The organism is Mycolicibacterium parafortuitum (genome assembly GCF_002086815.1).
In the GTDB taxonomy this organism is placed as follows: domain Bacteria; phylum Actinomycetota; class Actinomycetes; order Mycobacteriales; family Mycobacteriaceae; genus Mycobacterium; species Mycobacterium parafortuitum.
On record NZ_MVID01000044.1, the window covers coordinates 1 to 21,021 of the forward strand.

Here is a 21,021-nt window from a genome sequence, read left to right on the forward strand (position 1 = left end):
GACCGACTACTGTCAGACCCGTCCACATTCGTTGCAGCCACCGCTTGAATCCAAGCGAGTGCGGGCCTGCCGGAATGCAATTTCGCCGCGGGAGGGGAAGGCGCTAGCGCGGGGTTCCGCCTCCGTCGGCGATGAGGACCTGACCGGTGATGTAGCTGCCCGCATCGGAGGTCAGCAGCAGTGCGGCGCCGACCATCTCGTCGGGCGAGGCCAATCGGCCCATCAGGGTGCCGGCGACCATTCCGTCGATGGCCTCCTTCGGGTTCTTGCGCATCATGTCGGTGTCCACCGGTCCGGGGGCCAGTGCGTTGACGCGGATGCCGTGGTGGACGAACTCGGCGGCCATCGAGCGGGTGAACGACATCATCGCGGCCTTCATCGACGCGTAGATGGACAGCATCGGCGCGAAGATGAACGCGCCGACCGACACCATGTTCAGCACCGCGGCGTGGTCACTGGCCTTCAGATGCGGCAACGCCTCCTGGGTCAGCATCACCGGGCCCTGCAGGTTCACCTCGAAGGATTTGGTCAGCGCGTCGACGGTCATCGTCCCGAACGGCTGCGCGAGCGGGTTGGCGGCGTTGTTGACCAGCACGTCGATGCCGCCGAACTCGGCGACGGTGCGTTCGACGAGCGCGCCGAGGCCGTCGACCTCGCCCAGGTGTGTCGGCACGCCGAGGGCCTGCCCGCCCAAGCCCCGAAGATGCTGGGCCGCCTGTTCACACGCGTCGGCTTTTCGGCTGGCCACCACGACGTTGGCACCGGCGAGCACATAGCCCTCCGCCAGCGCCAGACCGATCCCCCGGGTTCCGCCGGTGACGATCACCGTCCGGCCGGTCATGTCGAACAACCGGTCAAAGGCCGCGCGGTCCATCGAACTCCTTCAGTCTGCGGGAGCGGTCGCCCCCGACATCATCGCGATTGTGGCAGCCAGTGCGGTCTCGCGTGGCTCGACGCGCTCAACCGAGACCGCGTCCCCGCACCGGACCACGCCAGGGGTGACGACCTCGGCGTACGAACCGGCACAGGCGAACTGCCCGAGGACGCCGATCTGGCGAAGCCCGATCGCGGCGATCGCCTTGAGCACCCGCGGGTCCCGCGCCAGCCCCGGCTGGGCCACCGTCGTCATCACACACCGCGCCGTCGGGCCCACCACGTGGATCACCGCCTCGGCACCCAGGTGCAGGTCGCAGCCGAACCAGTCGTCCTCGTCGGCCAGGGCGTCGGCGTCGAGGAGGATGTTGGGCCGCATCCGGCGGGAATCCCACTGCACCTGCGGGTCGGCCTCCGCGAGGCGCGCCAACGTGCTGGTGGTGAGGATGTGCAGGGCGGCCAGGTCGACCAGCGAGCCGGGCGCGGCCAGCCCGATGGGGACCTGCAGGACCTGCTCGGCGGCCGCGGGATCGCCGTCCACCTCGGGGACGACCTCGTCGATGCAGAGACCGTCCTCGACCGTGGTGATCAGCCGGACCTCGCGCCCGAGCAGCGCGCCGACCCGGCGGGCCAACTCGTCGTCGTCATCGGAGACGACCGAACCGTCTGGGAAGGTCACCTCGATCGGCGGGGTCGGCGCACCCGGGGCAGGGTCGTGCAGGTACCGCGCCGAGCAGCCGAGCAGGGCGCCGAAGCGCTTCGGATGTTTGGCGCTGACCAGGCGCTGCGAGTCGATGTCGAAGAAGCCGTAACCCCGGTCGGCGACCACTCCGGACGGCCCCAGCACGACCTCGTCTACTTCTTCGCCCTGCATGGACTTGACGGGGTAGCGCCAGAGGCGATCCACCTGAATCCCGGCCATCGAACGATCCTGGACACCTCGGCTGCCGGCGTCAACGTTATTTGCTGGGACCCATTGCGCGCCATGGCTCGGCAAGTCATCTGTACAGCATGTGGGCGGTTCGGGGCATTTCGTTTTACGGACAAAGTTCGTAGCCGTCACGCGCAAATATCCCATACATCTGACTTGCCAGCTACATGCCACGTCAGAGCACTGATTGACGTCAGGGGTGAATAACTCAGCGAACTCCGGCTTGGTAAAGTAACCTCGCGGTTGTGCGGCGCCGGAGCTGCGCAGACAGCGGAGACGGTGACGCCGCACGACGCGCTTCCGCTGTGCGCTCAGATCGCGATGAGAAATCATCGAGGGGAATCGCGATCTGAGCGCACACTCGTGTCAGCACAATTTGCGCCCGGTACTGAACCGCCGGACCCGGCCCGTCAGCGGGTCTGTGAACTCCAGCGTGTGTGCGAGCAGCCGCAGCGGCGTGGAGAAGTCCGCCGGCGCGACGTCGACGATGTCCGGATAGAGCGGATCGCCGGTGATGGGCAATCCCAGCGTCGCCATGTGCAGCCGAAGCTGATGCGTGCGACCGGTGCGCGGCCGGAGCCGGTAGTCGCCGCCCCCCAGGTCCTCGACGACCGTTTCGGCATTCGGCTCGCCCGGCTCCTCGACGGCCTGCAGGCTGCCCCGGTGTTTGACGATGCGGCTGCGGACCGTGAGGGGGAACTCGTGCGCGCTCGGCGCCGACGAGTGCGCCAGGTAGGTCTTGGCGACCTCACCGCGGGCGAACATCGTCTGATACGCGCCGCGCACCTCGCGGCGGACGGTGAACAGCAACACCCCGGCGGTGAGCCGGTCCAGCCGGTGCGCCGGGCTCAGCTCCGGAAGGCCCAATTCCCGGCGCAGACGCACCAGCGCTGTCTGCGCGACGTGGCGTCCGCGGGGCATCGTCGCCAGAAAGTGCGGCTTGTCGGCGACGACGATGTCGTCGTCGCGGTACAGGACCGGGATGTCGAACGGGACGGGAACCTCTTCGGGCAGTTCGCGATACAGGTAGACGACGGCGCCGGCAGGCAGCACGGTCTGCGCGTCGGCGACGGATCCGTCGGCGCAGAACACCTCCCCGGCAACAACTTTGGCACCGGTACCCCAACGGCGTTCGAACTCGTCGACGAGAAGTCCGCCGTGCACCCGAACCCGCGCGGGGCCGAGGCCGTCACGAACGGGCAACGGGGGCGGTCTCAATTCAGCGGTACCGGCTCGAGGATCTCGGCGCGCGCCTCCGGCGCGGCGGCGCGCAACGCATCGGCGGACTCGTCGTCGGGCTGGGTCTGCGACAGCACCTCCGCCTCCACGCGGGCCAGATAGGTCGACACCTCGCGGTCGACGTCGTCGGCGCTCCAACCCAGAATGGGCGCAACGACTTCGGCGACCTCGCGGGCGCAGTCGACCCCTCGGTGCGGGTATTCGATGGAGATCCGCATACGCCGCGCCAGGATGTCCTCCAGGTGCAGCGCACCTTCGGCCGCCGCGGCGTAGGCGGCTTCGACCTTCAGGTAGACCGGGGCCTCGGTAATCGGGTTCAGCAGCTCGGGGTTGTCCTCGGCGAGCTTGAGCACCTCCCCGATCAGCGAGCCGTAACGGTCGAGCAGGTGCCGCACCCGGTACGGGTGCAATCCGTAATGCGCTCCGACACTTCCGGTTTGGTTGATCAGCGCGAAGTAGCCGTCGGCGCCCATCAACGGGACCTTCTCGGTGATCGACGGGGCCACGCGCGTCGGGATGAACTCGGCGGCGGCGTCGATCGCGTCCTCGGCCATCACCCGGTAGGTGGTGTACTTGCCGCCGGCGATGGCCACCAGGCCCGGGGACGGCACCGCGACAGCGTGCTCGCGGGACAGTTTCGACGTCTCTTCGCTCTCCCCCGCCAGCAGCGGGCGCAGGCCGGCGTAGACCCCGTCGATGTCGTCGTGGGTCAGCGGTGTGGCCAGCACTTTGTTGACGTGGCCGAGGATGTAGTCGATGTCGGCTTTCGTCGCGGCCGGGTGCGCGAGATCGAGATTCCAGTCGGTGTCGGTGGTACCGATGATCCAGTGGGTGCCCCACGGGATGACGAACAGCACCGACTTCTCGGTGCGCAGGATGATCGCGACCTCGCTGACGATGCGGTCTCGGGGCACCACGATGTGCACGCCCTTGGACGCGCGCACCCGAAAACGACCGCGTTCCTTGGACAGTGCCTGGATCTCGTCGGTCCACACGCCGGTCGCGTTGACGACGACGTGGCCGTGCACCTCGGTGACCTGGCCGTCCTCGGAGTCGCGCACCTGCACACCGGTGACACGGTCACCTTCGCGCAGCAGCGCGACGACCTGGGACGAGGTGCGCACGGCCGCGCCGTAGTGCGCGGCGGTGCGCGCGACGGTCATGGTGTGACGGGCGTCGTCGACGACGGTGTCGTAGTAACGGATTCCGCCGATCAGCGAGCTGCGTTTGAGGCCGGGTGACAATCGCAGCGCACCGGCGCGGGTCAGATGCTTTTGCGGCGGAACGGATTTGGCGCCACCGAGCTGGTCGTAGAGGAAGATGCCCGCGGCGATGTAGGGCCGCTCCCACCACCGGTTGGTCAGCGGGAACAGGAACGGCAACGGTTTGACCAGGTGCGGCGCCAGCGTCGTCAGGGACAGCTCCCGCTCGTGCAGGGCCTCGCGCACCAGACCGAACTCGAGCTGCTCGAGGTAGCGCAGCCCGCCGTGGAACATCTTGCTGCTGCGACTGGAGGTGCCCGAGGCGAAATCGCGGGCCTCGACCAGCGCCACCTTCAGGCCGCGGGTGGCGGCGTCCAGGGCGGCGCCCGCGCCGACGATGCCGCCGCCGATGACGATCACATCGAATTGCTCGCTGCCGAGTCGCTGCCACGCGCGGACACGCTCGTCGGGGCCCAGGAACGTCTGCCCGTTGCCCGGCGCGAAGATCGGGTCACTCACGTGGCCGACTCCTTGGTTACTTGTCAGTACGGGTGGTCCCGTCCCAGGTTAGCCGGACGACGATCAAGCGGCGAGGAACGAGCCGCGTTGAGGAGTCCGGCCACATGCCCAGCCGGACGACGATCAAGCGGCGAGGAACGAGCCGCGAGCCTCATACCCCCGGGAGTCCGGATCAATCCAGGTCGTCGTGCGCCATCAGGCGCCGCGCGGCCTCCACGATCGAGCCCGACAGCGACGGGTACACCGACAGCGTCTGCGCCAGATCGGTCACCGAGATGCGGTTCTGCACCGCCAGCGCGATCGGCAGGATCAGCTCGGACGCGATCGGCGCGACCACCACGCCGCCGATCACGACGCCGGTGGCGGGACGGCAGAAGATCTTCACGAAACCGTGCCGTAGCAGCGACATCTTCGCGCGGGCGTTGGTGTTCAGCGGCAGCATCAGGGTCCGCGCCGGGACGCTGCCGTCGTCGATGGCGGTCTGCGGGATCCCGACCGCGGCGATCTCGGGCCGGGTGAACGTCGCCGACGCGACGGTGCGCAACCGGATCGGCGACACTCCTTCGCCGAGCGCGTGATACATCGCGATGCGGCCCTGCATCGCCGCGACCGAAGCCAGCGGCAGCAGACCGGTGCAGTCCCCGGCGGCGTAGATGCCCGCGGCGGGGGTGCGGGACACGCGGTCGACGGGGATGTAGCCGCCCGGGCCGAGCTCGATACCCACCCGCTCCAGCCCGAGGCCCGCGGTGTTGGGCACCGAGCCGACGGTCATCAGCGCGTGGCTGCCCTCGACGACGCGCCCGTCGGCGATCTTGACGGTGACGCCGTCGCCGGTGCGGGTCACCGACTCCGCGCGGGCATTCTTGACCAGCGTGACGCCGCGTTCGTTGAAGACTTCCTCGAGCACCGCTGCGGCGTCGGAGTCCTCGTGCGGCAGGATCTGGTCGCGGCTCGCGACGACGGTGACCGTGACGCCGAGTTCGGTGTAGGCGTTGCAGAACTCCGCACCCGTCACGCCCGACCCGACGATGATCAGGTGCGTCGGCAGTTCGTTGAGCTCGTAGAGCTGCCGCCAGGTCAGGATGCGTTCGCCGTCGGGCACCGCATTGCGCAGCACCCGCGGACTCGCGCCGGTGGCGATCAGCACCACGTCGGCCTTGAGCACGCCGACCTTGCCGTCGTGGGTGGTCACCTTGACCCGGTGGCTGGCCATACCGGCGATGTCGTCGACGAGTTCGCCGCGTCCGCCGATGATCGTGACACCCTGGTGCAGCAGCTGGCTGCCGATGTCGGCCGACTGCGATGCGGCCAGCGTCTTGGCGCGGTTGTTGATCTGCGGCAGCGAGATCTTCGCGTCATCGATGTCGATGTCGAAGCCCATGCCGCCGGCTCGGCGCAGTTCCGTGCGCACCCCGGTGGAGGCGATCAGCGTCTTCGACGGCACGCAGTCATAGAGCACGCACGCTCCGCCCAGCCCGTCGTCGTCGACGACGGTGACCTGTGCGACGTCGCGTCCCCTCGCGGCCGCCACCAGTGCCGCTTCGTAGCCCGCCGGTCCTCCCCCGATGATCACGATGCGCGTTACCACGACTCCAACCTAGGGCACCGGCGCGACGGCGGTTGGCAGCCGTCTCAACACGATGCGTTTAAGCTTCTCGCGTGCCGATCTACGCCGCCTACGGATCGAATATGCATCCGGAGCAGATGCTGCAGCGCGCTCCGCATTCCCCGATGGCCGGGACGGGCTGGTTGCACGGGTGGCGGCTGACGTTCGGCGGCGCGGACATCACGTGGGAGGGCGCACTGGCCACCATCGTCGAGGACCCGACCTCGAAGGTGTTCGTCGTGCTCTACGACGTCACCAAAGAGGATGAGGAGAACCTCGACCGCTGGGAGGGCTCCGAGCTCGGCTTCCACAAGAAGATCCGCTGCCGGGTGGAGCGCACGTCGTCGGACACCGACACCGAGCCGGTGCTGGCGTGGCTGTATGTGCTCGACGCGTGGGAGGGCGGAATCCCGTCGGCGCGCTATCTCGGGGTGATGGCCGACGCCGCCGAGATCGCCGGTGCGCCAGCGGAATATGTGCACGATCTGCGCACCCGTCCGGCCGGCAACGTGGGTCCGGGCTCCTCGACGTAGCGGCGTTCCGGTCGGTCGCGTTGGCCCGCCGAGCGCGCGCGTCTGCTCGCCGACGCGCCGCCTCCACTGGCACGGCGCGCGCCTTCACGCCGCCCGAGCGCGCGCCAACTGCTCGCCGATCCGCGCCACGATCGCGCGGCCGCCGTCCTTGAGGTCGTCGGCGACGATCGGGATCACCGTCAGCCCGACGGCCATCAGCGCCAACTGACGCTGCCGGTCGCGGCGTAACGCGTCTGGGTCGGAGTGCCAGTCGAGCCCGTCGTATTCCGCGACCACGCCCGCGTCCGGCCAGCAGAAATCGGCGCGCCGCAGTTCCCCGTTGCCGTCGACGACCTCGTACTGCAGTTGCGGTGCGGGCAGGGCGCCGTCGAGCATGGCCAGCCGCGCAACGCTCTCGCCGGGCGACTCGGCGCGCTCATCGGCGACCGGTAGCAGGTTGCGCACCACGACGATGCCGCGGCGGCCCTTCTGTTCCAGTGCGGCCCGCCACAGGTCGGCACGGGTGCAGGTGCCGCTACGCAGGGCGGCGTCGAGCGTGGCCAGCGCGCGGGGGCGGCGCAGGCTGCGGGCCACCTCGACCGCCGTCCACGCCGGCGAGGTGACCCGTCGCCCGTCGACGACCACCAGCGGCGCGCCTTCACGGCGGTGCACCACGAGGCCGTCGGCGTCTCGCAGCGCGCATCCGGGCGGGTTGAGCACGTGTAGGTCCCGTGGCTGCTCGGTGTCGAAGCCGTGCATCGCGGCCGCCGTCCCGAGACACACCGCGACCCGCGTGCCGGTGGTGAGGTCCAGGCCGCGCAACCTCAAATCGTCGTCCGGCTCACCGAGGCAGTAGATGCCCTGCCAGATACGTTCCAGCACACCGTTGTTGATGAGCTTCTCGAAGCGGCGCCGCGGCAGGTGGGCGAGGATCTGGCCGCTGGTCGCGACGCCGTGCTGGGCGTCGATGAGTGCCAGTAGTTCGTCGTTCATGACGCCGATGCTGTGACGTCACCGGTGTGCCGGAACAGACCTCATCGCCGTACTGGGGATGGGTGCGGATTTGGGGATGACTCGCTCGCGCCGAGCGCGCGCTCAGTGCCGCCCGGGTCGGCGTGTCACTGTTCAGACGCGCGCGCTCGCGGTGCGACCGCAGCCGGTGCGACCGGAGCGGGCCACGGGGACGGGACCGGGCGGGTACGGACCCGCTGCGGCCACCAGAACCAGCGGCCCAGCAGCGCCGCGATCGACGGTGTCATGAACGACCTGATCACCAACGTGTCGAAGATCAGGCCCATGCCGATGGTGGTGCCGACCTGACCGATGATCGTCAGATCGCTGACCGCCATCGTCATCATCGTCAGCGCGAAGACCATGCCCGCCGCCGTCACCACCGAACCGCTGCCGCCCATGGTGCGGATCAGGCCGGTGTGCAGGCCGGCGTGCACCTCTTCCTTCAGGCGCGACACCACCAGCAGGTTGTAGTCCGCCCCGACCGCCAACAGGATGATCACCGCCATCGGTAACACCATCCAGTGCAGCTCGATGCCGACGATGTGCTGCCACACCAGCACCGACAACCCGAACGACGCGCCCAGGGACAGCACCACCGTGCCGACGATCACCGCCGCGGCGATGATCGCGCGCGTCAGGATCAGCATGATGATGAAAATCAGTCCGACAGCGGCGATTCCGGCGATCAGCAGGTCGTAGCGGGTGCCGTCGGCCATGTCCTTGAACGTGGCCGCGGTGCCGCCGAGGTAGATCGTCGACCCTTCCAGCGGCGTGCCCTTGATCGCCTCTTTGGCCGCGGTTTTGAGCTTGTCGATCTTGTCCACACCCGCCGGCGACAGCGGGTCGCCCTCGTGGGCGACGATGAAGCGCACCGCCTTGCCGTTCGGCGAGATGAACTGCTCGATGCCGCTTTGGAAGTCGGCGTTGTTGAACGCTTCCGGGGGCAGATAGAACGTGTCGGCGTTCCACGCGTCGTTGAACGCATCGCCCATCGCCCCGGAGTCGACCTGCATCTCGGCCGCGGCGTCGAGCTGACCCTTGTTGGTCTGCATCTGCGTCAGCATCATGTCGCGCTGCGACTTCATGGTCTCGATCTGCGACGGCATCAGCTTGACGAGCTCCGGCATGATCGCGGCCATGCGCTCGAGGTCCGGAACCAGCTCCTGGGTGTTCTCGGTGAGCAGGTTCGTGCCGTCGATCAGTTCGAACAGCGAGCGCATCGACGAGCACACCGGGATGTTGTAGCAGTGCGGTTCCCAGTGGAAGTAGTTGCGGATCGGGCGGATGAAGTCCTCGAGATCGGCGATGTGATCCCGCAGGTCGGTGATGTCGGCCGCCATGATCTTCGTCTTGGCGACCATGCTGTTGGTGATCTCCGACATCTGACCCATCAGGCTGTGCATCCGCTCCATCACGTTGATGGTGGTCTGCAGTTCCTCGGCCTGGGCCTTCATATCGTCCATGCGGTCGAGCATGTACTTCTCGTTGAGCTGCGACGTGGTGCTCTGCCGGCTCATGATGTACGGGATCGACGTGCTCTTGATCGGCTTACCGTCGGGACGGGTGATGGTCTGCACCCGCCCGATGCCCTCGACCGCGAACAGCGCCTTGGCGATCTTCTCGATCACGATGAAGTCGGCGGAGTTGCGCAGGTCGTGGTCGCTCTCGACCATCAACACCTCGGGGTTGAGCCGCGCCGGCGAGAAATGCCGTTCGGCCGCGGCGTAACCGACGTTGGACTGGATGTCGTCGGGCAGGTAGTTCCGGTCGTTGTAGCTGGTCTGGTAGCCGGGCAGGGCCAGGAGCCCGATCAGTGACACCGCGACGCTGGCCACCAGGACGGCAGCGGGCCAGCGCACCGTGACCGCGCCGACCTTGCGCCAACCCCGCACGCGCATGGCCCGTTTGGGATCCAGCAGACCGAACTTGCTGGCGACGGTGACCAGGCCCGGACCGAACGTCATCGCCACCGCGATCAACACCAGCATGCCCAGCGCCAACGGCACCCCGAGGCTCTGGAAGTACGGCAGTCGGGTGAAGCTCAAACAGAACGTGGCCCCGGCGATCGTCAGGCCCGACCCGACGATGACGTGCGCGGTGCCGCCGAACATCGTGTAGTAGGCCTCTTCGGTGGTGGCGCCGGTGCCCCTGGCCTCCTGGTAGCGGCCGACGAGGAAGATCGCGTAGTCCACCGCGATCGCGATCGCGAGGGTGACCAGCAGGCTGGTCGCGAAGGTGGACAGCCCGATGATGTCGTGGAAGCCGAGGAACGCGACCGCGCCGCGCACGGTCATCAGGCTCAGCCCGACCATCACCAGGATCAGCAGCGTCGTGACGATCGACCGGAAGAACAGCACCAGCATGATCGTGATGACCAGGAACGTCAGCGCCTCGACGAACCGCATGCTGGAGTGCCCGGCGTCCTCCTGTTCGGCCGCCAGTGCCGAGGCCCCGGTGACGTACGCCGCGACGCCGTCTGGCGGTTCGCTCGCGTTGACCAGGTCCTGTACGGCGCGCACCGACTCGTTGGCCAGCGCCTCACCCTGGTTACCCGCGAGGTAGACCTGGAAGTAGGTGGCCTTGCCGTCCGCGCTCTGGGCGCCGGCTGCGGTCAGCGGATCGCTCCAGAGGTCCTGGACGTGTTCGACGTGCCTGGTGTCGGCTTCGAGACTTTCGATCAGATCCGCGTAGTAGGCGCGCGCGTCGTCGCCGAGCGTGTCCTGTCCTTCGAGGACGATCATCACCGAGCTGTTGGACTCGTATTCCTCGAAGACCTTGCCGATGTGCTCCATCGAGATGACGGCGGGCGCTTCGTCCGGGCTCATCGAGACCGAGCGCAGCTTGCCGACCTCTTCGAGCTGCGGCACCGAGACATTCAGGAATGCGGCGATGGCCACCCAGATCAGGATGATCGGAACCGACGCCCGCCGAATTAATTTGGCGATGCCATAAAAATGCGGCTTCGCGGGTCCGTCTTCGCGCAAGCGGCTCATCGGGACTCATGCTCTTCGCGCAAGCGGCTCATCGGGACTCATGCTCTTCGCGCAAGCGGCTCATCGACGCCCGTCCACCTACGACTCCTCCACAGCGCTCACACGAAATCGTTACGGCACGGCCGTATTGCGACCCGAAGAATGCGATTAGTAGAGCTAACCTATCCCACCGGTGGGTGTGTGGCCAACCCTTGCGAACCTCGTGTGGTGCGCCCCGCGATTGGGCGCCGACGTGACGTGAGGCACACCTCATCGGCCGACGAACGCGCGGCCGCTGCCAGATTACGCGGCGTGTCGGTGCGCAGACGCGCGCGCTCGCGGGGCAAGCGAACGTCCCCTACTGAACGGCCGCGCTCTGCTCGACCAGGTTCACCATCAGGCGCACCCCGACGCCGAGCGCGCGCTCGTCGAGATCGAACGTCGGCTGATGCAGGTCGAGCTGCGGGCCCTGCCCGCTCCACACCCCGAGCCGGGCCATGGCGCCCGGAACCTCTTCGAGATACCAGGAGAAGTCCTCGCCGCCGCCGGACTGATGGGTGTCGGCGAGCACGCCCGGCCCGATCGCCTCGATCGCGTGGGTCAGAATGCGGGTGGAGACCTCCTCGTTGACCACCGGCGGCACGCCGCGGCGATACTGCACCACGTGCTCCACGCCCAGCGGCGCGAGAAGCGAGGAGACGGCGTCGGTGACGATGTCCTCCAAGGTCAACCAGGTCTCGCGGCTGGCCGTGCGGATGGTGCCGGACATCGTGCCGGTCTGCGGGATCGCGTTGGCCGCGATGCCGGCATGCACCGAGCCCCACACCATCACCGTGCTGTTGCGGGGGTCGATGCGCCGCGACAGGATCCCGGGCACCCCGGTGATCAGCGTGCCCATCCCGTAGACGAGGTCCCCGGTCAGGTGCGGGCGCGAGGTGTGCCCGCCGGGCGAATGCAACGTGACCTCGATGTGGTCGGCCGCCGACGTGATCGGCCCCGCTTTGGTCGCGACCTGCCCGACCGCCAGGTGCGGGTCGCAGTGCAGCGCGAAGATCCGCGACACCCCGTTGAGCGCGCCGGCCGCGATCGCGTCGAGCGCACCACCGGGCATCAACTCCTCGGCGGCCTGGAACAGCAGCCGTACCCCGACGGGCAGTTCGGGGGCCGAGGCCAGCGCCATCGCCGCGCCGAGCAGCACCGAGGTATGCGCGTCGTGGCCACACGCGTGCGCGACGCCGGCTACCTCCGACGAGAACGGCAGGCCGGTGCGCTCGGCCATCGGCAGCGCGTCCATGTCGGCGCGCAACGCCACCCGCGGGGCGTCATCAGGTCCGAAATCGCACGTCAGGCCCGTCCCGCCGGGCAGCACCTTCGGGTTAAGGCCGGCGTCGGCCAGCACCGACGCGACGAACTGCGTCGTCGTGAACTCCTGCCGTCCCAGCTCCGGGTGCCGGTGGATGTGTCGGCGCCACCCGACGAGGTCGTCGTAGTGGTCGCTCAGCCAGCGGGCGGCGGCGTGCTTCAACACGCTCATGACGCCCGCCTCTGCCACAGCTCCAGCACCCTGCCCCTTTCGACATCCGACTCCGCCAGCGCCACCACCGTGCGCGCCAGCATCGTCGCTCCTTCGATCACCGCGGTGTCCGCGCTGGCGTTGACCGCCGCGGCCGTGAACTGTGGCTGATGGATCGACGCGCCGCCCGCGTCGATACCGACGACCGGGTGGATACCCGGCATCAGCTGCGTCACGTTGCCCATGTCGGTGCTCCCCAGCGGGAAGGACGCCTCCAGCTCGGGCGGCACCGGTGTTCGGCCCAGCCGCACCATCTCGGCGCGGACCGTCTCGGACAGCCACGGGTCCGGCGTCAGTTCGGCGTAGGCAGGGGCGGTCTCGGTGACGACGTGCTCGCAGCCGGTCCCGACCGCACCGGCGGCGAAACAGCCAGCCATCCGGGTTTCCAACTCCCGCAACGACTCCGAGTTCGTCGCACGCATCGTGTAGCGCAGTTCGGCGTGCGCCGGGATCACGTTGGAGGCCTGCCCCCCGTCGGTGACGATGCCGTGCACCATCTGCCCCGGCGCGAGTTGCTGACGCAGCAGCCCGATCGCGACCTGGGTCACGGTGACGGCGTCGGCGGCGTTGACCCCGAGGTGCGGTGCGACCGCGGCGTGCGATTCGCGGCCGGTGTAGGTGATCGTCGCCTCCGACAGCGCCAGCGACCGTGCGGCCGCGATGTCGATCGGCCCGGGGTGCAGCATCACCGCCGCGGCGATGTCGTCGAACGCGCCCGCGTCGAGCATCAGGGCCTTGCCGCCGCCGAGTTCCTCGGCCGGCGTCCCGAGCAGCACGACGGTCAGCCCCAGCGAATCGGCGACCTCGGCCAGCGCGAGCGCGGTGCCGACCGCGGACGCGGCGATGATGTTGTGGCCGCACGCGTGCCCGATCCCGGGCAGCGCGTCATATTCGGCGCACACCCCGATGACCAGCTCGCCGCTGCCGAACACGGCCCGGAACGCGGTGTCCAGGCCTGCGACCTCGGAGATCTCGAATCCGCGCTCGGCGACCAGGGCCTGGGTCTTGGCCCGGCTGCGGTGTTCGTCGAACGCCAATTCGGGTTCGGCGTGGATGGAATGGGACAGCTCGAGCAGATCACCGCGCCGACGGGTCACCGCGTCCTCGACGGATCTCGACGCGGCTGGGCTGGGCATGCAGGCAAGTATCCCACTGTGCAAACCCGCACTAAGCTGCCGCCTGTGGACGATCCGGCAGCGCACGCCCGACAGGCCGCGGACGCGCTGGCCCGGCGCACCGGCGTCGACTCCCACGACGTCGCCGTGGTCCTCGGCTCCGGCTGGGCGCCGGCTGCCGCGCGACTCGGCGACCCGACGGCATCGGTCCCGATGGCCGAGCTTCCTGGGTTCACCCCGCCCAGCGCGCAGGGCCACGGCGGGCAGGTGCTGTCGGTGCGGGTCGGTGCGCATCGGGTTCTGGTGCTGCTGGGGCGAATTCATGCCTATGAGGGTCACGATCTGCGCCACGTCGTGCATCCGGTGCGCACGGCGTGCGCGGCCGGCGTGCACACGGTGGTGCTGACCAACGCCGCGGGCGGATTGCGTCCGGAGTTCACCGTCGGGCAGCCGGTGCTGATCAGCGACCACCTCAACCTGACCGGACGATCGCCGCTGGTGGGAGCCCAGTTCGTCGACCTGGTCGATGCGTACTCGCCGCGGCTGCGCGACCTGGCCCGCAGCATCGATCCGTCGCTGCCCGAAGGCGTCTACGCCGGGTTGCCGGGCCCGCACTACGAGACGCCCGCCGAAATCCGGATGCTGCGGACGCTGGGCGCCGACCTGGTCGGGATGTCGACGGTGCACGAGACCATCGCGGCCCGCGCATGCGGCGCGCAGGTGCTCGGGGTGTCGCTGGTGACCAACCTTGCCGCCGGCATGACGGGGCAACCGTTGAACCACGAGGAAGTCCTGGAGGCCGGCCGTCAATCCGCGACGCGGATGGGTTCGCTGCTGTCCGCGGTGATCGCCGGGCTCTGATCTCGCCGACCGAACCGGCGACCGGCCCACACCACGGCGCGGGCCAGCAACGGTGCGGCGAAGAGCATCAGCAGGATCCGCACCACCTGCGCGGCGATGATGAAGGTGACGTTGGACCCGGTTTCGGCGGCGGTGGCCAGTACCGCGTAAACCCCGCCGGGGCTGGTGGCCAGATAACCCTCCAGCAGCGTCAGCCCGGTGACCCGGGACAGCAGGATGCCCAGCCCCGCCGTCGCGACCCCGATCACGACGATCAGCGCGACCGCGGCGGGCAGCAGACGCCCGACACTGCGCAGCGATTCGCGGGTGAACGCCAGACCGGCCTGCCACCCGATCAGCATGTAACCGGCCTGCACCAGCAGCAGCGGCACCGACAGCCCGAACGACAGCCCGCTGAGCTCCAGCACCACGGTCAGCGCGAGCGGACCCAGCAGTCCCGCGCCGGGCAGCCGGATCAGCCTTCCGCCGATCGAGCCGACCACGATCAGGGCCATCATCAGCGGGATGCTGAAATACCATGGCAACGAATGATTTTCGGTCACCTGCGGTGCCGCCTGGGACCGGTCGGCGTGGTAGATCAGCGTCACCACCACAGGCATCGAAGCCGTCACCAGCCCCACCCGCAGGTACTGCACGACGGCCACCACGCGGTCGTCGCCGCCAAGTTCCCGGGCGATCGCGACCAGCCCGGAGGCGCCCCCGGCGACGAGCGCCAGCGACCCGGTCAGCGGGGTCACGTCCCGGCGCAGACCGAGCAGCGCACCGGCCACGATGCTGAGACCCAGGGTCGCGACGGCGACCGCGAGGACGATGCCCCAGTCACCTCGGAGGGTGGCCACCGCGTCCTGCTGCACCATGGTGCCGATGTAGACGCCGAGCACTCCCTGCGCGGTCACCCCGAGCTTGCGCGGGACCCCGCGCGGCCCGGCGGCGATCAGCGCCCACGCGATGCCCACCACGAGTGCGGCGAACAGCGCCGCCGACGGCACGCCGATCAGCGTCAGCGGGACGGTGACCGCGACCGTCGCCGCGAGCAGGGTCGTCCAGTTCAGTATCAGCCGCCAATTCATCTTGATGCCAAGTATGCTCTTGGCAATTCAAGATCTCAACGAGGAGAAATGTTCCATGAGGCGCAGTCAATACCAAGTTTGGACTTGGTAATGGAGGGTGAGCCGACTCCAGGCGCGGCCACTGAGCTGCGGGAGTCGCTGATGGCGGTGGCGCGGCAGCTGCGGCGGCACCGCCCCGACAACGGGCTCACGCTGAGCCAGATGCAACTGCTCGGAGAGATCAACCGCGCCGGGGTGACGACCCCGGCCGAGCTCGCGACGCGCATGCATGTGCGCGTGCAGTCGCTGACCGATTCACTCAACGAACTGGAGAGCCGAGACCTGATCGCGCGCCGCCCCGACGAGGCGGACCGGCGCAGACAGCTCGTCGAGACCACCGATGACGGGGCGGCGCTGCTGGCCGCCGACCGGGCCGAGCGCGACACCTGGCTGCACCAGACCATGCGCGACAACCTGTCCGAGTTGGAGTGCGACCTGCTGATGCTGGTGGCGCCGATCCTGCGTAAGCTCGCCGAATCCGAACCGCGGTAACGGTGGGCGCCACCGCCGCGCTGAGTGCCGCCGCGCTGAGTGCACGCATTGTGATCGGTTTCCGGCGGATTTCGGACAACAACCGTGCACTCGGTCACCGCCGCGCGCACCCTGGCCGGGCACAATGACGGGATGAGGTCGCCGTGGTCAACCGCAGTGCAGGAGTGGCTGTCCCACGATCCGGATCCGGCGTCGGCCGCCGAACTGGCCGGATGCGACGACGACGAGCTCGCCGACCGGTTCGCGCAGCCGTTGACGTTCGGCACCGCCGGCCTGCGCGGGCCACTGCGGGCAGGACCGAACGGAATGAACCTGGCGGTGGTGATGCGGGCGACGTGGGCGGTGGCCCGGGTGCTCGCCGACCGGTCACTGGCCGGATCACCGGTGGTGGTCGGCTACGACGCGCGACACCGCTCGGCGGAGTTCGGCCGTGCTGCCGCTGAAGTCTTTGCCGCGCAGGGCTTTTCGGTGATGCTGATGCCCTGTGCGGTGCCGACGCCCGCAGTGGCGTTCGCGGTGCGTAACACGGGTGCCGTGGCCGGGGTGCAGATCACGGCGTCGCACAATCCGCCGCAGGACAACGGCTACAAGGTGTACTTTGCGGGCGGTCTGCAGATCGCCTCACCCACCGACCGTGACATCGAGCGGGTGATCGCCTCGGCGCCGCCGGCCGACGAGATTGCGCGCGTGCCCGTCGAACCGTCGGGAGCCGAGGTGTTGCGCGCCTATGTCGAACGCGCCGCGACGGTGCGCCGAGGCGCCGGAACGGCCCGGATCGCGTTGACCCCGATGCACGGAGTGGGCGGCGAGTTCGCCCTGGACGCCTTGGCGCTGGCCGGATTCGACGACGTGCATGTCGTCGAATCGCAGTTCGCCCCGGACCCGGACTTCCCGACCGTCGCGTTCCCGAACCCGGAGGAGTCCGGCGCATCGGATCGGTTGACGGCGCTGGCCGCCGAGGTCGGCGCCGCACTCGCGATCGCGCTGGATCCCGACGCCGACCGCTGCGCCATCGGGGTGCCGACCCCGGATGGCTGGCGGATGTTGTCCGGCGACGAAACAGGCTGGCTGCTCGGCGATTATCTGCTGTCGGGGCGCGACTGCAGAGACGCCGTGGTCGCGAGCACCGTGGTGTCCTCGCGCATGTTGGCCGCGATCGCCGCCGAGCACGGGGCCCGGCACGTCGAAACCTTGACCGGCTTCAAGTGGCTGGCCCGCGCCGACGACGGCCTCGACGCCACATTGGTGTACGCGTACGAGGAAGCGATCGGGCACTGCGTGGATCCTGACGCGGTTCGGGACAAGGACGGCATCAGCGCGGCGGTGCTGGCCGCGGATCTGGTTGTGGCGCTTGGTAACCGCGGTGTGACGGTGCTCGACGCCCTCGACGAACTGGCACGCCGGCACGGTGTGCACAGCACCACCGCCGTCACCCGGAGGGTCGGTTCACCGCGCGAGGCCGCGCAGTTGATGGAGCGGTTGCGCAAGACCCCGCCGCGGGAGGTCGCCGGGTTCGCGGTGACCGTCGAGGATCTGGCGCCGCGCACGGATGCGTTGGTGTTCTCCGGCGGCGACGACACCACCACGGTGCGGGTGGTGATCCGGCCGTCGGGAACCGAGCCGAAACTGAAGTGCTACATCGAGATCCGCTGCCCCGGTGATCTGGCGCCGGCCCGCGACCGGGCCGCCCGAGTCCAGGACGCGGTGGCCGCCGCGGTGCGCGACTGGGCCTGAGGTCAGCGCGGGCCGAACTGGCGATCGCCGGCGTCGCCGAGGCCGGGGACGATATAAGCGATGTCGTTGAGGCCGGAGTCGATCGCCGCGGTGTACAGCCGCAGTTCGGGGGCGACCTTCTCCAGCGTCCTGAGCCCCTCCGGGGCGACCACCACGCAGATCGCCGTGACATCGACCGCGTCGCGCGCGTAGAGCAGCTCCAGCGTGTGCGCCATCGAGCCGCCGGTGGCCAGCATCGGGTCGAGCACGATGACCGGTTGACGACTCAGATCGTCGGGTAGTGACTCCAGGTATGGGGTCGGCTGGTGGGTCTCCTCGTTGCGGGCCACCCCCACGAAGCCGACCCGGGCTTCCGGGATCAGCGCATGTGCCTGGTCGACCATGCCCAGACCTGCCCGCAGCACGGGGACCAGCAGCGGCGGGGTGGAAAGCTTGGTCCCGGCGGTCTCGCACAGCGGGGTGCGCACGGGGATGGTGTCGATCGCGAGCTCGCGGGTGGCCTCGTAGACGAGCATCATCGTCAGGTCCCGCAGCGCGGCGCGGAACCCGGAGTTCTCGGTGCGCTCGTCACGCAGGGTCGTCAACCGTGCCGCGGCCAGCGGGTGATCCACAACGCGCACATCCATGACTGTCGACCTTAGTGGGAACCGTCGCGCGGTTCGCGACGTCATAACGATATGTACGCGCGCCTGTCGGTCGACACCGATCTGGTCCATGGCTACGGCGATGCCTGCGAGCTGCACGCATCCGCTCTCGACGCGGTCTCCGTGCGGTTGCGTGCAGCCGGCAGCGGCTCGGTGCAGACGTTCGGTCCGGTGGGGGCGTCGTTCCTGGCATCGCTGGCCCGCGCGACGGCGGCGGAGGCATCGGGCCTCGCCCGGTTGCGCGGCGTGCTCATGGCGGGCACGGCTGCGGCGGCATCCTCAGCTCGGGACTACGACGCGGCCGACGTCTCCGTGGCGGCGCGACTCCCCGGTGGGCGCTGATGCCGGGGGCGACGGTCGAGGCGCTGGCGGCGCCGATCCGCAGGCTGCAGACATTGGTCGGGCCCGGGTTCTCGGGCGACCCGTCCGCCGATCCGGCATCGGCGCTGCGCGGGGTGCGCCAAATGCTGGACGACATCGCGGGCTCGTCGGGGCAGGCGTGGCGGACGGTGGAGGCGGGCTGGGCGGGCGCGGGCGCCGACGCGGCCGCGGACTTCGCCGCGAGCACCTCGCGGGCGATCGGCGATGCTGCGCAGCGGGCGAGCACGCTCGGGGTGGCCGCCGAGGACGCCGCCGCCGCGGTGGCGAGGGCACATCAGCGGCTGCAGGCGATCGTCGACGAGTTCGAGGCGAAGGCAACCGCATTGGAGCCGCACCTCGATTCCCCGGGGGTCGCTCGCGAACTGCTGACCGCGGCCAGGAACGCCTTGGCCGACGCGATCAGGGTCGTCGAGGAACTGCAGGGTGAGTTGGACAGGCAGGCTCGGGTCGTCGACGCCACGTCACCGGGGGCGGCGCCGGCGACGACGGTGCCGGCGTCCTCGGTGCCGGCGTCTGCGGCGGGCTATGGGCCGGGTGGGGCGGCGCCGGGCGCCGGCCTCGGCGGTGCCGGGATGCCCGCCGGCTTGGGTGGCTTCGGGGATACCGGCGCCGTCGGCGAGATGGCTGCGTTCACCCGTCCGGACGGCACGGAGGTCGCGGATGCGGCGGAGTTCGGCGAGGGTGTCGCCGTGCGACTCCCGGACGGCACCGTGGTGACCGCGCCCAATCCGGTCGCCGCCGACGCCGTCCGGCACGCACTGACCCAGCTGGGCGTCCCGTACCAGTGGGGCGGGACGACACCGGGGGTCGGGTTGGACTGCAGCGGTCTGACGCAATGGGCGTATCAGGAAGCGGGACTGGGCCTTCCACGGCTCGCGCAGGAACAGGATGTCGGCGCCTCGGTGGCCGGGAACGCGGTGTTGCCCGGAGACCTCGCGGTGTGGGACGGACACGTAGCGATGGTCGTGGGCGACGGACTGATGGTAGAAGCCGGCGATCCGGTCAAATTGTCGCCGATCCGGACGGTCAATGCCGGGCAGGGTTTTCAGGGCTTTTGGCGACCCACGGCGTGAGAAGACGGTGCCAGAACACAGTAGGAATTGTTGCCTTGTGAAAGGCATCAGAGCACCTCGCTCACAGCCAACTGCCAGGTTCAATTTCCGTTCGCGCACACTACTTTTGCGCACATTCAGAGCGACTCTCTAATTCGTGAAAATGCTGGACTGCGCGTTCGCGGTGCGATAAATTCCGCAGGTAATTGCACGATTGGGCCTGCACGCGGTCGGGGGCAAGAAATGCCACTTCAGAAGTGCGTGATCGGACCCGACGATGAATCGCATCCGTGGAGATCGGCCGCATCCCTCGCTGTGAGCACTGCGTGGGCTGCGGCCGGCCTTGTGGGGCTGGGCCTCACCTGGGCGACGATGACGGTGGAGCCGGCGGCTCCGCATGTGGCGCTGATGAGCTACACCACCGAGTCTCCCGACGACGACGGAACGGACGGCCAGGACAGCGACCCCATCGACTCCGCTCCGCCTCAGGATGAGGAGGATCCGGAGCCCGAGGAAACCAACACCGACGACCTCGACGACGAGCTCAACGAAGACGGCGACGCGCCGGGTGACGACCCGCCCGACGATTCCGGCGTCGAGACTCCGGATCAGGACACCGACGGCGACGGGTACCCCGACAGCGATGAGGCCGCGGCGGGCAGCGATCCCGGTGACCCGTCGAACTTCCCAGGTTCGGGCGCGGGGGACTCCGATGGTGACGGGTTCAGCGACGACGACGAGAACGCCGCCGGCACCGACCCCTGGAACTCCGGCAACTACCCCGGCTCAGCCGACTGGTACTACGGCGACTCCGACGGCGACGGCTACACCGACGGCGACGAGAGCATCGCCGGCACCAACCCCAACGACTCCTCCGACTACCCCGGCTCCGCCAACATCGACTCCGACGGCGACGGCTACACCGACGCCGACGAAAACGCCGCCGGCACAAGCCCAAACGACGCATCAAGCTACCCAGGGGCACTCGACTACACCGACAGCGACGGCGACGGCCACACCGACGCCGACGAATACGCCAACGGCACCGACCCCTGGAACTCCGGCAACTACCCCGGTTCCGGCGCCAACGACACCGACGGCGACGGCTACACCGACGACCAGGAATACCTCGCCGGCACCGACCCCAACAACTCCTGGAACTACCCCGGCTCAGGCGGAGCCAACTACACCG

At 69.1% G+C, this 21,021-nt stretch carries 17 protein-coding genes and 1 pseudogene; 7 read left to right on the forward strand and 11 right to left on the reverse strand.

Annotated elements, in window-relative coordinates:
• Window positions 1-103: 103 nt before the first annotated feature.
• The 5 genes from BST38_RS27905 to BST38_RS27925 all read right to left on the reverse strand — a co-directional run bounded on the left by BST38_RS27905 (window position 104) and on the right by BST38_RS27925 (window position 6,352).
• Window positions 104-874: an SDR family NAD(P)-dependent oxidoreductase gene (locus BST38_RS27905; RefSeq protein ID WP_083146783.1), complete on the reverse strand. Its 771-nt coding sequence runs from the start codon at window positions 872-874 to the stop codon at window positions 104-106.
• A gap of 9 nt (window positions 875-883) precedes the next feature.
• Window positions 884-1,795 (reverse strand): MOSC domain-containing protein, encoded by a 912-nt coding sequence (locus BST38_RS27910; protein ID WP_165761673.1) that lies wholly within the window; start codon window positions 1,793-1,795, stop codon window positions 884-886.
• 375 nt (window positions 1,796-2,170) lie between these two features.
• On the reverse strand, window positions 2,171-3,022 hold the full coding sequence (locus tag BST38_RS27915; protein WP_083146785.1) for a pseudouridine synthase: 852 nt from the start codon (window positions 3,020-3,022) through the stop codon (window positions 2,171-2,173).
• The gene (locus tag BST38_RS27920; RefSeq protein ID WP_083146786.1) at window positions 3,019-4,764 is read right to left on the reverse strand and encodes a glycerol-3-phosphate dehydrogenase/oxidase; all 1,746 of its coding nucleotides are present in this window, start codon (window positions 4,762-4,764) and stop codon (window positions 3,019-3,021) included. Before BST38_RS27920 ends, BST38_RS27915 begins: the two co-directional genes overlap by 4 nt.
• A 172-nt stretch (window positions 4,765-4,936) precedes the next feature.
• Window positions 4,937-6,352, reverse strand: a complete 1,416-nt coding sequence (locus BST38_RS27925; protein ID WP_083146787.1) for an NAD(P)H-quinone dehydrogenase — start codon at window positions 6,350-6,352, stop codon at window positions 4,937-4,939.
• A gap of 71 nt (window positions 6,353-6,423) precedes the next feature.
• Between BST38_RS27925 and BST38_RS27930 the strand changes: the two genes are divergently transcribed.
• Complete coding sequence (locus tag BST38_RS27930) at window positions 6,424-6,903, forward strand: gamma-glutamylcyclotransferase family protein (RefSeq protein ID WP_083146788.1); 480 nt, start codon at window positions 6,424-6,426, stop codon at window positions 6,901-6,903.
• An 84-nt stretch (window positions 6,904-6,987) separates the two neighbouring features.
• Here BST38_RS27930 and BST38_RS27935 read toward each other — a convergent pair whose 3' ends face one another.
• From BST38_RS27935 to BST38_RS27950, 4 genes are all read right to left on the reverse strand, one after another.
• The gene (locus tag BST38_RS27935; protein ID WP_083146789.1) at window positions 6,988-7,875 is read right to left on the reverse strand and encodes a type IV toxin-antitoxin system AbiEi family antitoxin domain-containing protein; all 888 of its coding nucleotides are present in this window, start codon (window positions 7,873-7,875) and stop codon (window positions 6,988-6,990) included.
• A 125-nt stretch (window positions 7,876-8,000) separates the two neighbouring features.
• On the reverse strand, window positions 8,001-10,889 hold the full coding sequence (locus BST38_RS27940; protein WP_083146790.1) for an MMPL/RND family transporter: 2,889 nt from the start codon (window positions 10,887-10,889) through the stop codon (window positions 8,001-8,003).
• Window positions 10,890-11,226: 337 nt separating this feature from the next.
• Window positions 11,227-12,402 carry a M20 family metallopeptidase gene (locus BST38_RS27945; protein WP_083146798.1) on the reverse strand — a complete coding sequence of 392 codons (1,176 nt, stop codon included), beginning with the start codon at window positions 12,400-12,402 and terminating at the stop codon, window positions 11,227-11,229.
• Complete coding sequence (locus BST38_RS27950) at window positions 12,399-13,577, reverse strand: M20 family metallopeptidase (RefSeq protein WP_083146791.1); 1,179 nt, start codon at window positions 13,575-13,577, stop codon at window positions 12,399-12,401. The genes BST38_RS27945 and BST38_RS27950 overlap by 4 nt, the downstream gene beginning before the upstream one ends.
• Window positions 13,578-13,622: 45 nt before the next feature.
• On the opposite strand from BST38_RS27950, the gene BST38_RS27955 reads away from it, so the two are divergent.
• Complete coding sequence (locus BST38_RS27955) at window positions 13,623-14,417, forward strand: purine-nucleoside phosphorylase (protein WP_083146792.1); 795 nt, start codon at window positions 13,623-13,625, stop codon at window positions 14,415-14,417.
• Here BST38_RS27955 and BST38_RS27960 read toward each other — a convergent pair.
• Window positions 14,363-15,487: an AbrB family protein gene (locus tag BST38_RS27960; protein WP_083146793.1), complete on the reverse strand. Its 1,125-nt coding sequence runs from the start codon at window positions 15,485-15,487 to the stop codon at window positions 14,363-14,365. The two genes, BST38_RS27955 and BST38_RS27960, sit on opposite strands and share 55 nt — an antisense overlap.
• A 90-nt stretch (window positions 15,488-15,577) precedes the next feature.
• Here BST38_RS27960 and BST38_RS27965 point away from each other — a divergent pair, with 90 nt between their 5' ends.
• Entirely contained in the window at window positions 15,578-16,018 is a 441-nt protein-coding gene (locus tag BST38_RS27965; RefSeq protein WP_083146794.1) for a MarR family winged helix-turn-helix transcriptional regulator, read from the forward strand.
• A 132-nt stretch (window positions 16,019-16,150) separates the two neighbouring features.
• The gene (locus tag BST38_RS27970; protein WP_083146799.1) at window positions 16,151-17,752 is read left to right on the forward strand and encodes a phospho-sugar mutase; all 1,602 of its coding nucleotides are present in this window, start codon (window positions 16,151-16,153) and stop codon (window positions 17,750-17,752) included.
• A 2-nt stretch (window positions 17,753-17,754) separates the two neighbouring features.
• Here the strand turns inward: BST38_RS27970 and upp are convergent, their stop codons facing one another.
• Window positions 17,755-18,378 carry a uracil phosphoribosyltransferase gene (upp, locus tag BST38_RS27975; RefSeq protein ID WP_083146795.1) on the reverse strand — a complete coding sequence of 208 codons (624 nt, stop codon included), beginning with the start codon at window positions 18,376-18,378 and terminating at the stop codon, window positions 17,755-17,757.
• A gap of 51 nt (window positions 18,379-18,429) precedes the next feature.
• Between upp and BST38_RS27980 the strand changes: the two genes are divergently transcribed.
• From BST38_RS27980 to BST38_RS29515, 3 genes and pseudogenes are all read left to right on the forward strand, one after another.
• A complete protein-coding gene (locus BST38_RS27980) occupies window positions 18,430-18,738 on the forward strand; it encodes an ESX-1 secretion-associated protein (protein WP_083146796.1) in 309 nt (102 codons plus the stop codon).
• The gene (locus tag BST38_RS27985; protein WP_083146797.1) at window positions 18,738-19,850 is read left to right on the forward strand and encodes a C40 family peptidase; all 1,113 of its coding nucleotides are present in this window, start codon (window positions 18,738-18,740) and stop codon (window positions 19,848-19,850) included. Before BST38_RS27980 ends, BST38_RS27985 begins: the two co-directional genes overlap by 1 nt.
• 294 nt (window positions 19,851-20,144) lie before the next feature.
• Window positions 20,145-21,021: pseudogene (locus BST38_RS29515) on the forward strand (MSCRAMM family adhesin SdrC); the annotation flags it as partial.

Bases quoted from the DNA above. Each gene is read 5' to 3' on its own strand.
- BST38_RS27905 (WP_083146783.1), bottom strand. From the start codon at position 874: ATGGACCGCGCGGCCTTTGACCGGTTGTTCGACATGACCGGCCGGACG.
- BST38_RS27910 (WP_165761673.1), bottom strand. From the start codon at position 1,795: ATGGCCGGGATTCAGGTGGATCGCCTCTGGCGCTACCCCGTCAAGTCC.
- BST38_RS27935 (WP_083146789.1), bottom strand. From the start codon at position 7,875: ATGAACGACGAACTACTGGCACTCATCGACGCCCAGCACGGCGTCGCG.
- BST38_RS27940 (WP_083146790.1), bottom strand. From the start codon at position 10,889: ATGAGCCGCTTGCGCGAAGACGGACCCGCGAAGCCGCATTTTTATGGC.
- BST38_RS27945 (WP_083146798.1), bottom strand. From the start codon at position 12,402: ATGAGCGTGTTGAAGCACGCCGCCGCCCGCTGGCTGAGCGACCACTAC.
- BST38_RS27950 (WP_083146791.1), bottom strand. From the start codon at position 13,577: ATGCCCAGCCCAGCCGCGTCGAGATCCGTCGAGGACGCGGTGACCCGT.
- BST38_RS27960 (WP_083146793.1), bottom strand. From the start codon at position 15,487: ATGAATTGGCGGCTGATACTGAACTGGACGACCCTGCTCGCGGCGACG.
- BST38_RS27965 (WP_083146794.1), top strand. From the start codon at position 15,578: ATGGAGGGTGAGCCGACTCCAGGCGCGGCCACTGAGCTGCGGGAGTCG.
- BST38_RS27970 (WP_083146799.1), top strand. From the start codon at position 16,151: ATGAGGTCGCCGTGGTCAACCGCAGTGCAGGAGTGGCTGTCCCACGAT.
- upp (WP_083146795.1), bottom strand. From the start codon at position 18,378: ATGGATGTGCGCGTTGTGGATCACCCGCTGGCCGCGGCACGGTTGACG.
- BST38_RS27980 (WP_083146796.1), top strand. From the start codon at position 18,430: ATGTACGCGCGCCTGTCGGTCGACACCGATCTGGTCCATGGCTACGGC.
- BST38_RS27985 (WP_083146797.1), top strand. From the start codon at position 18,738: ATGCCGGGGGCGACGGTCGAGGCGCTGGCGGCGCCGATCCGCAGGCTG.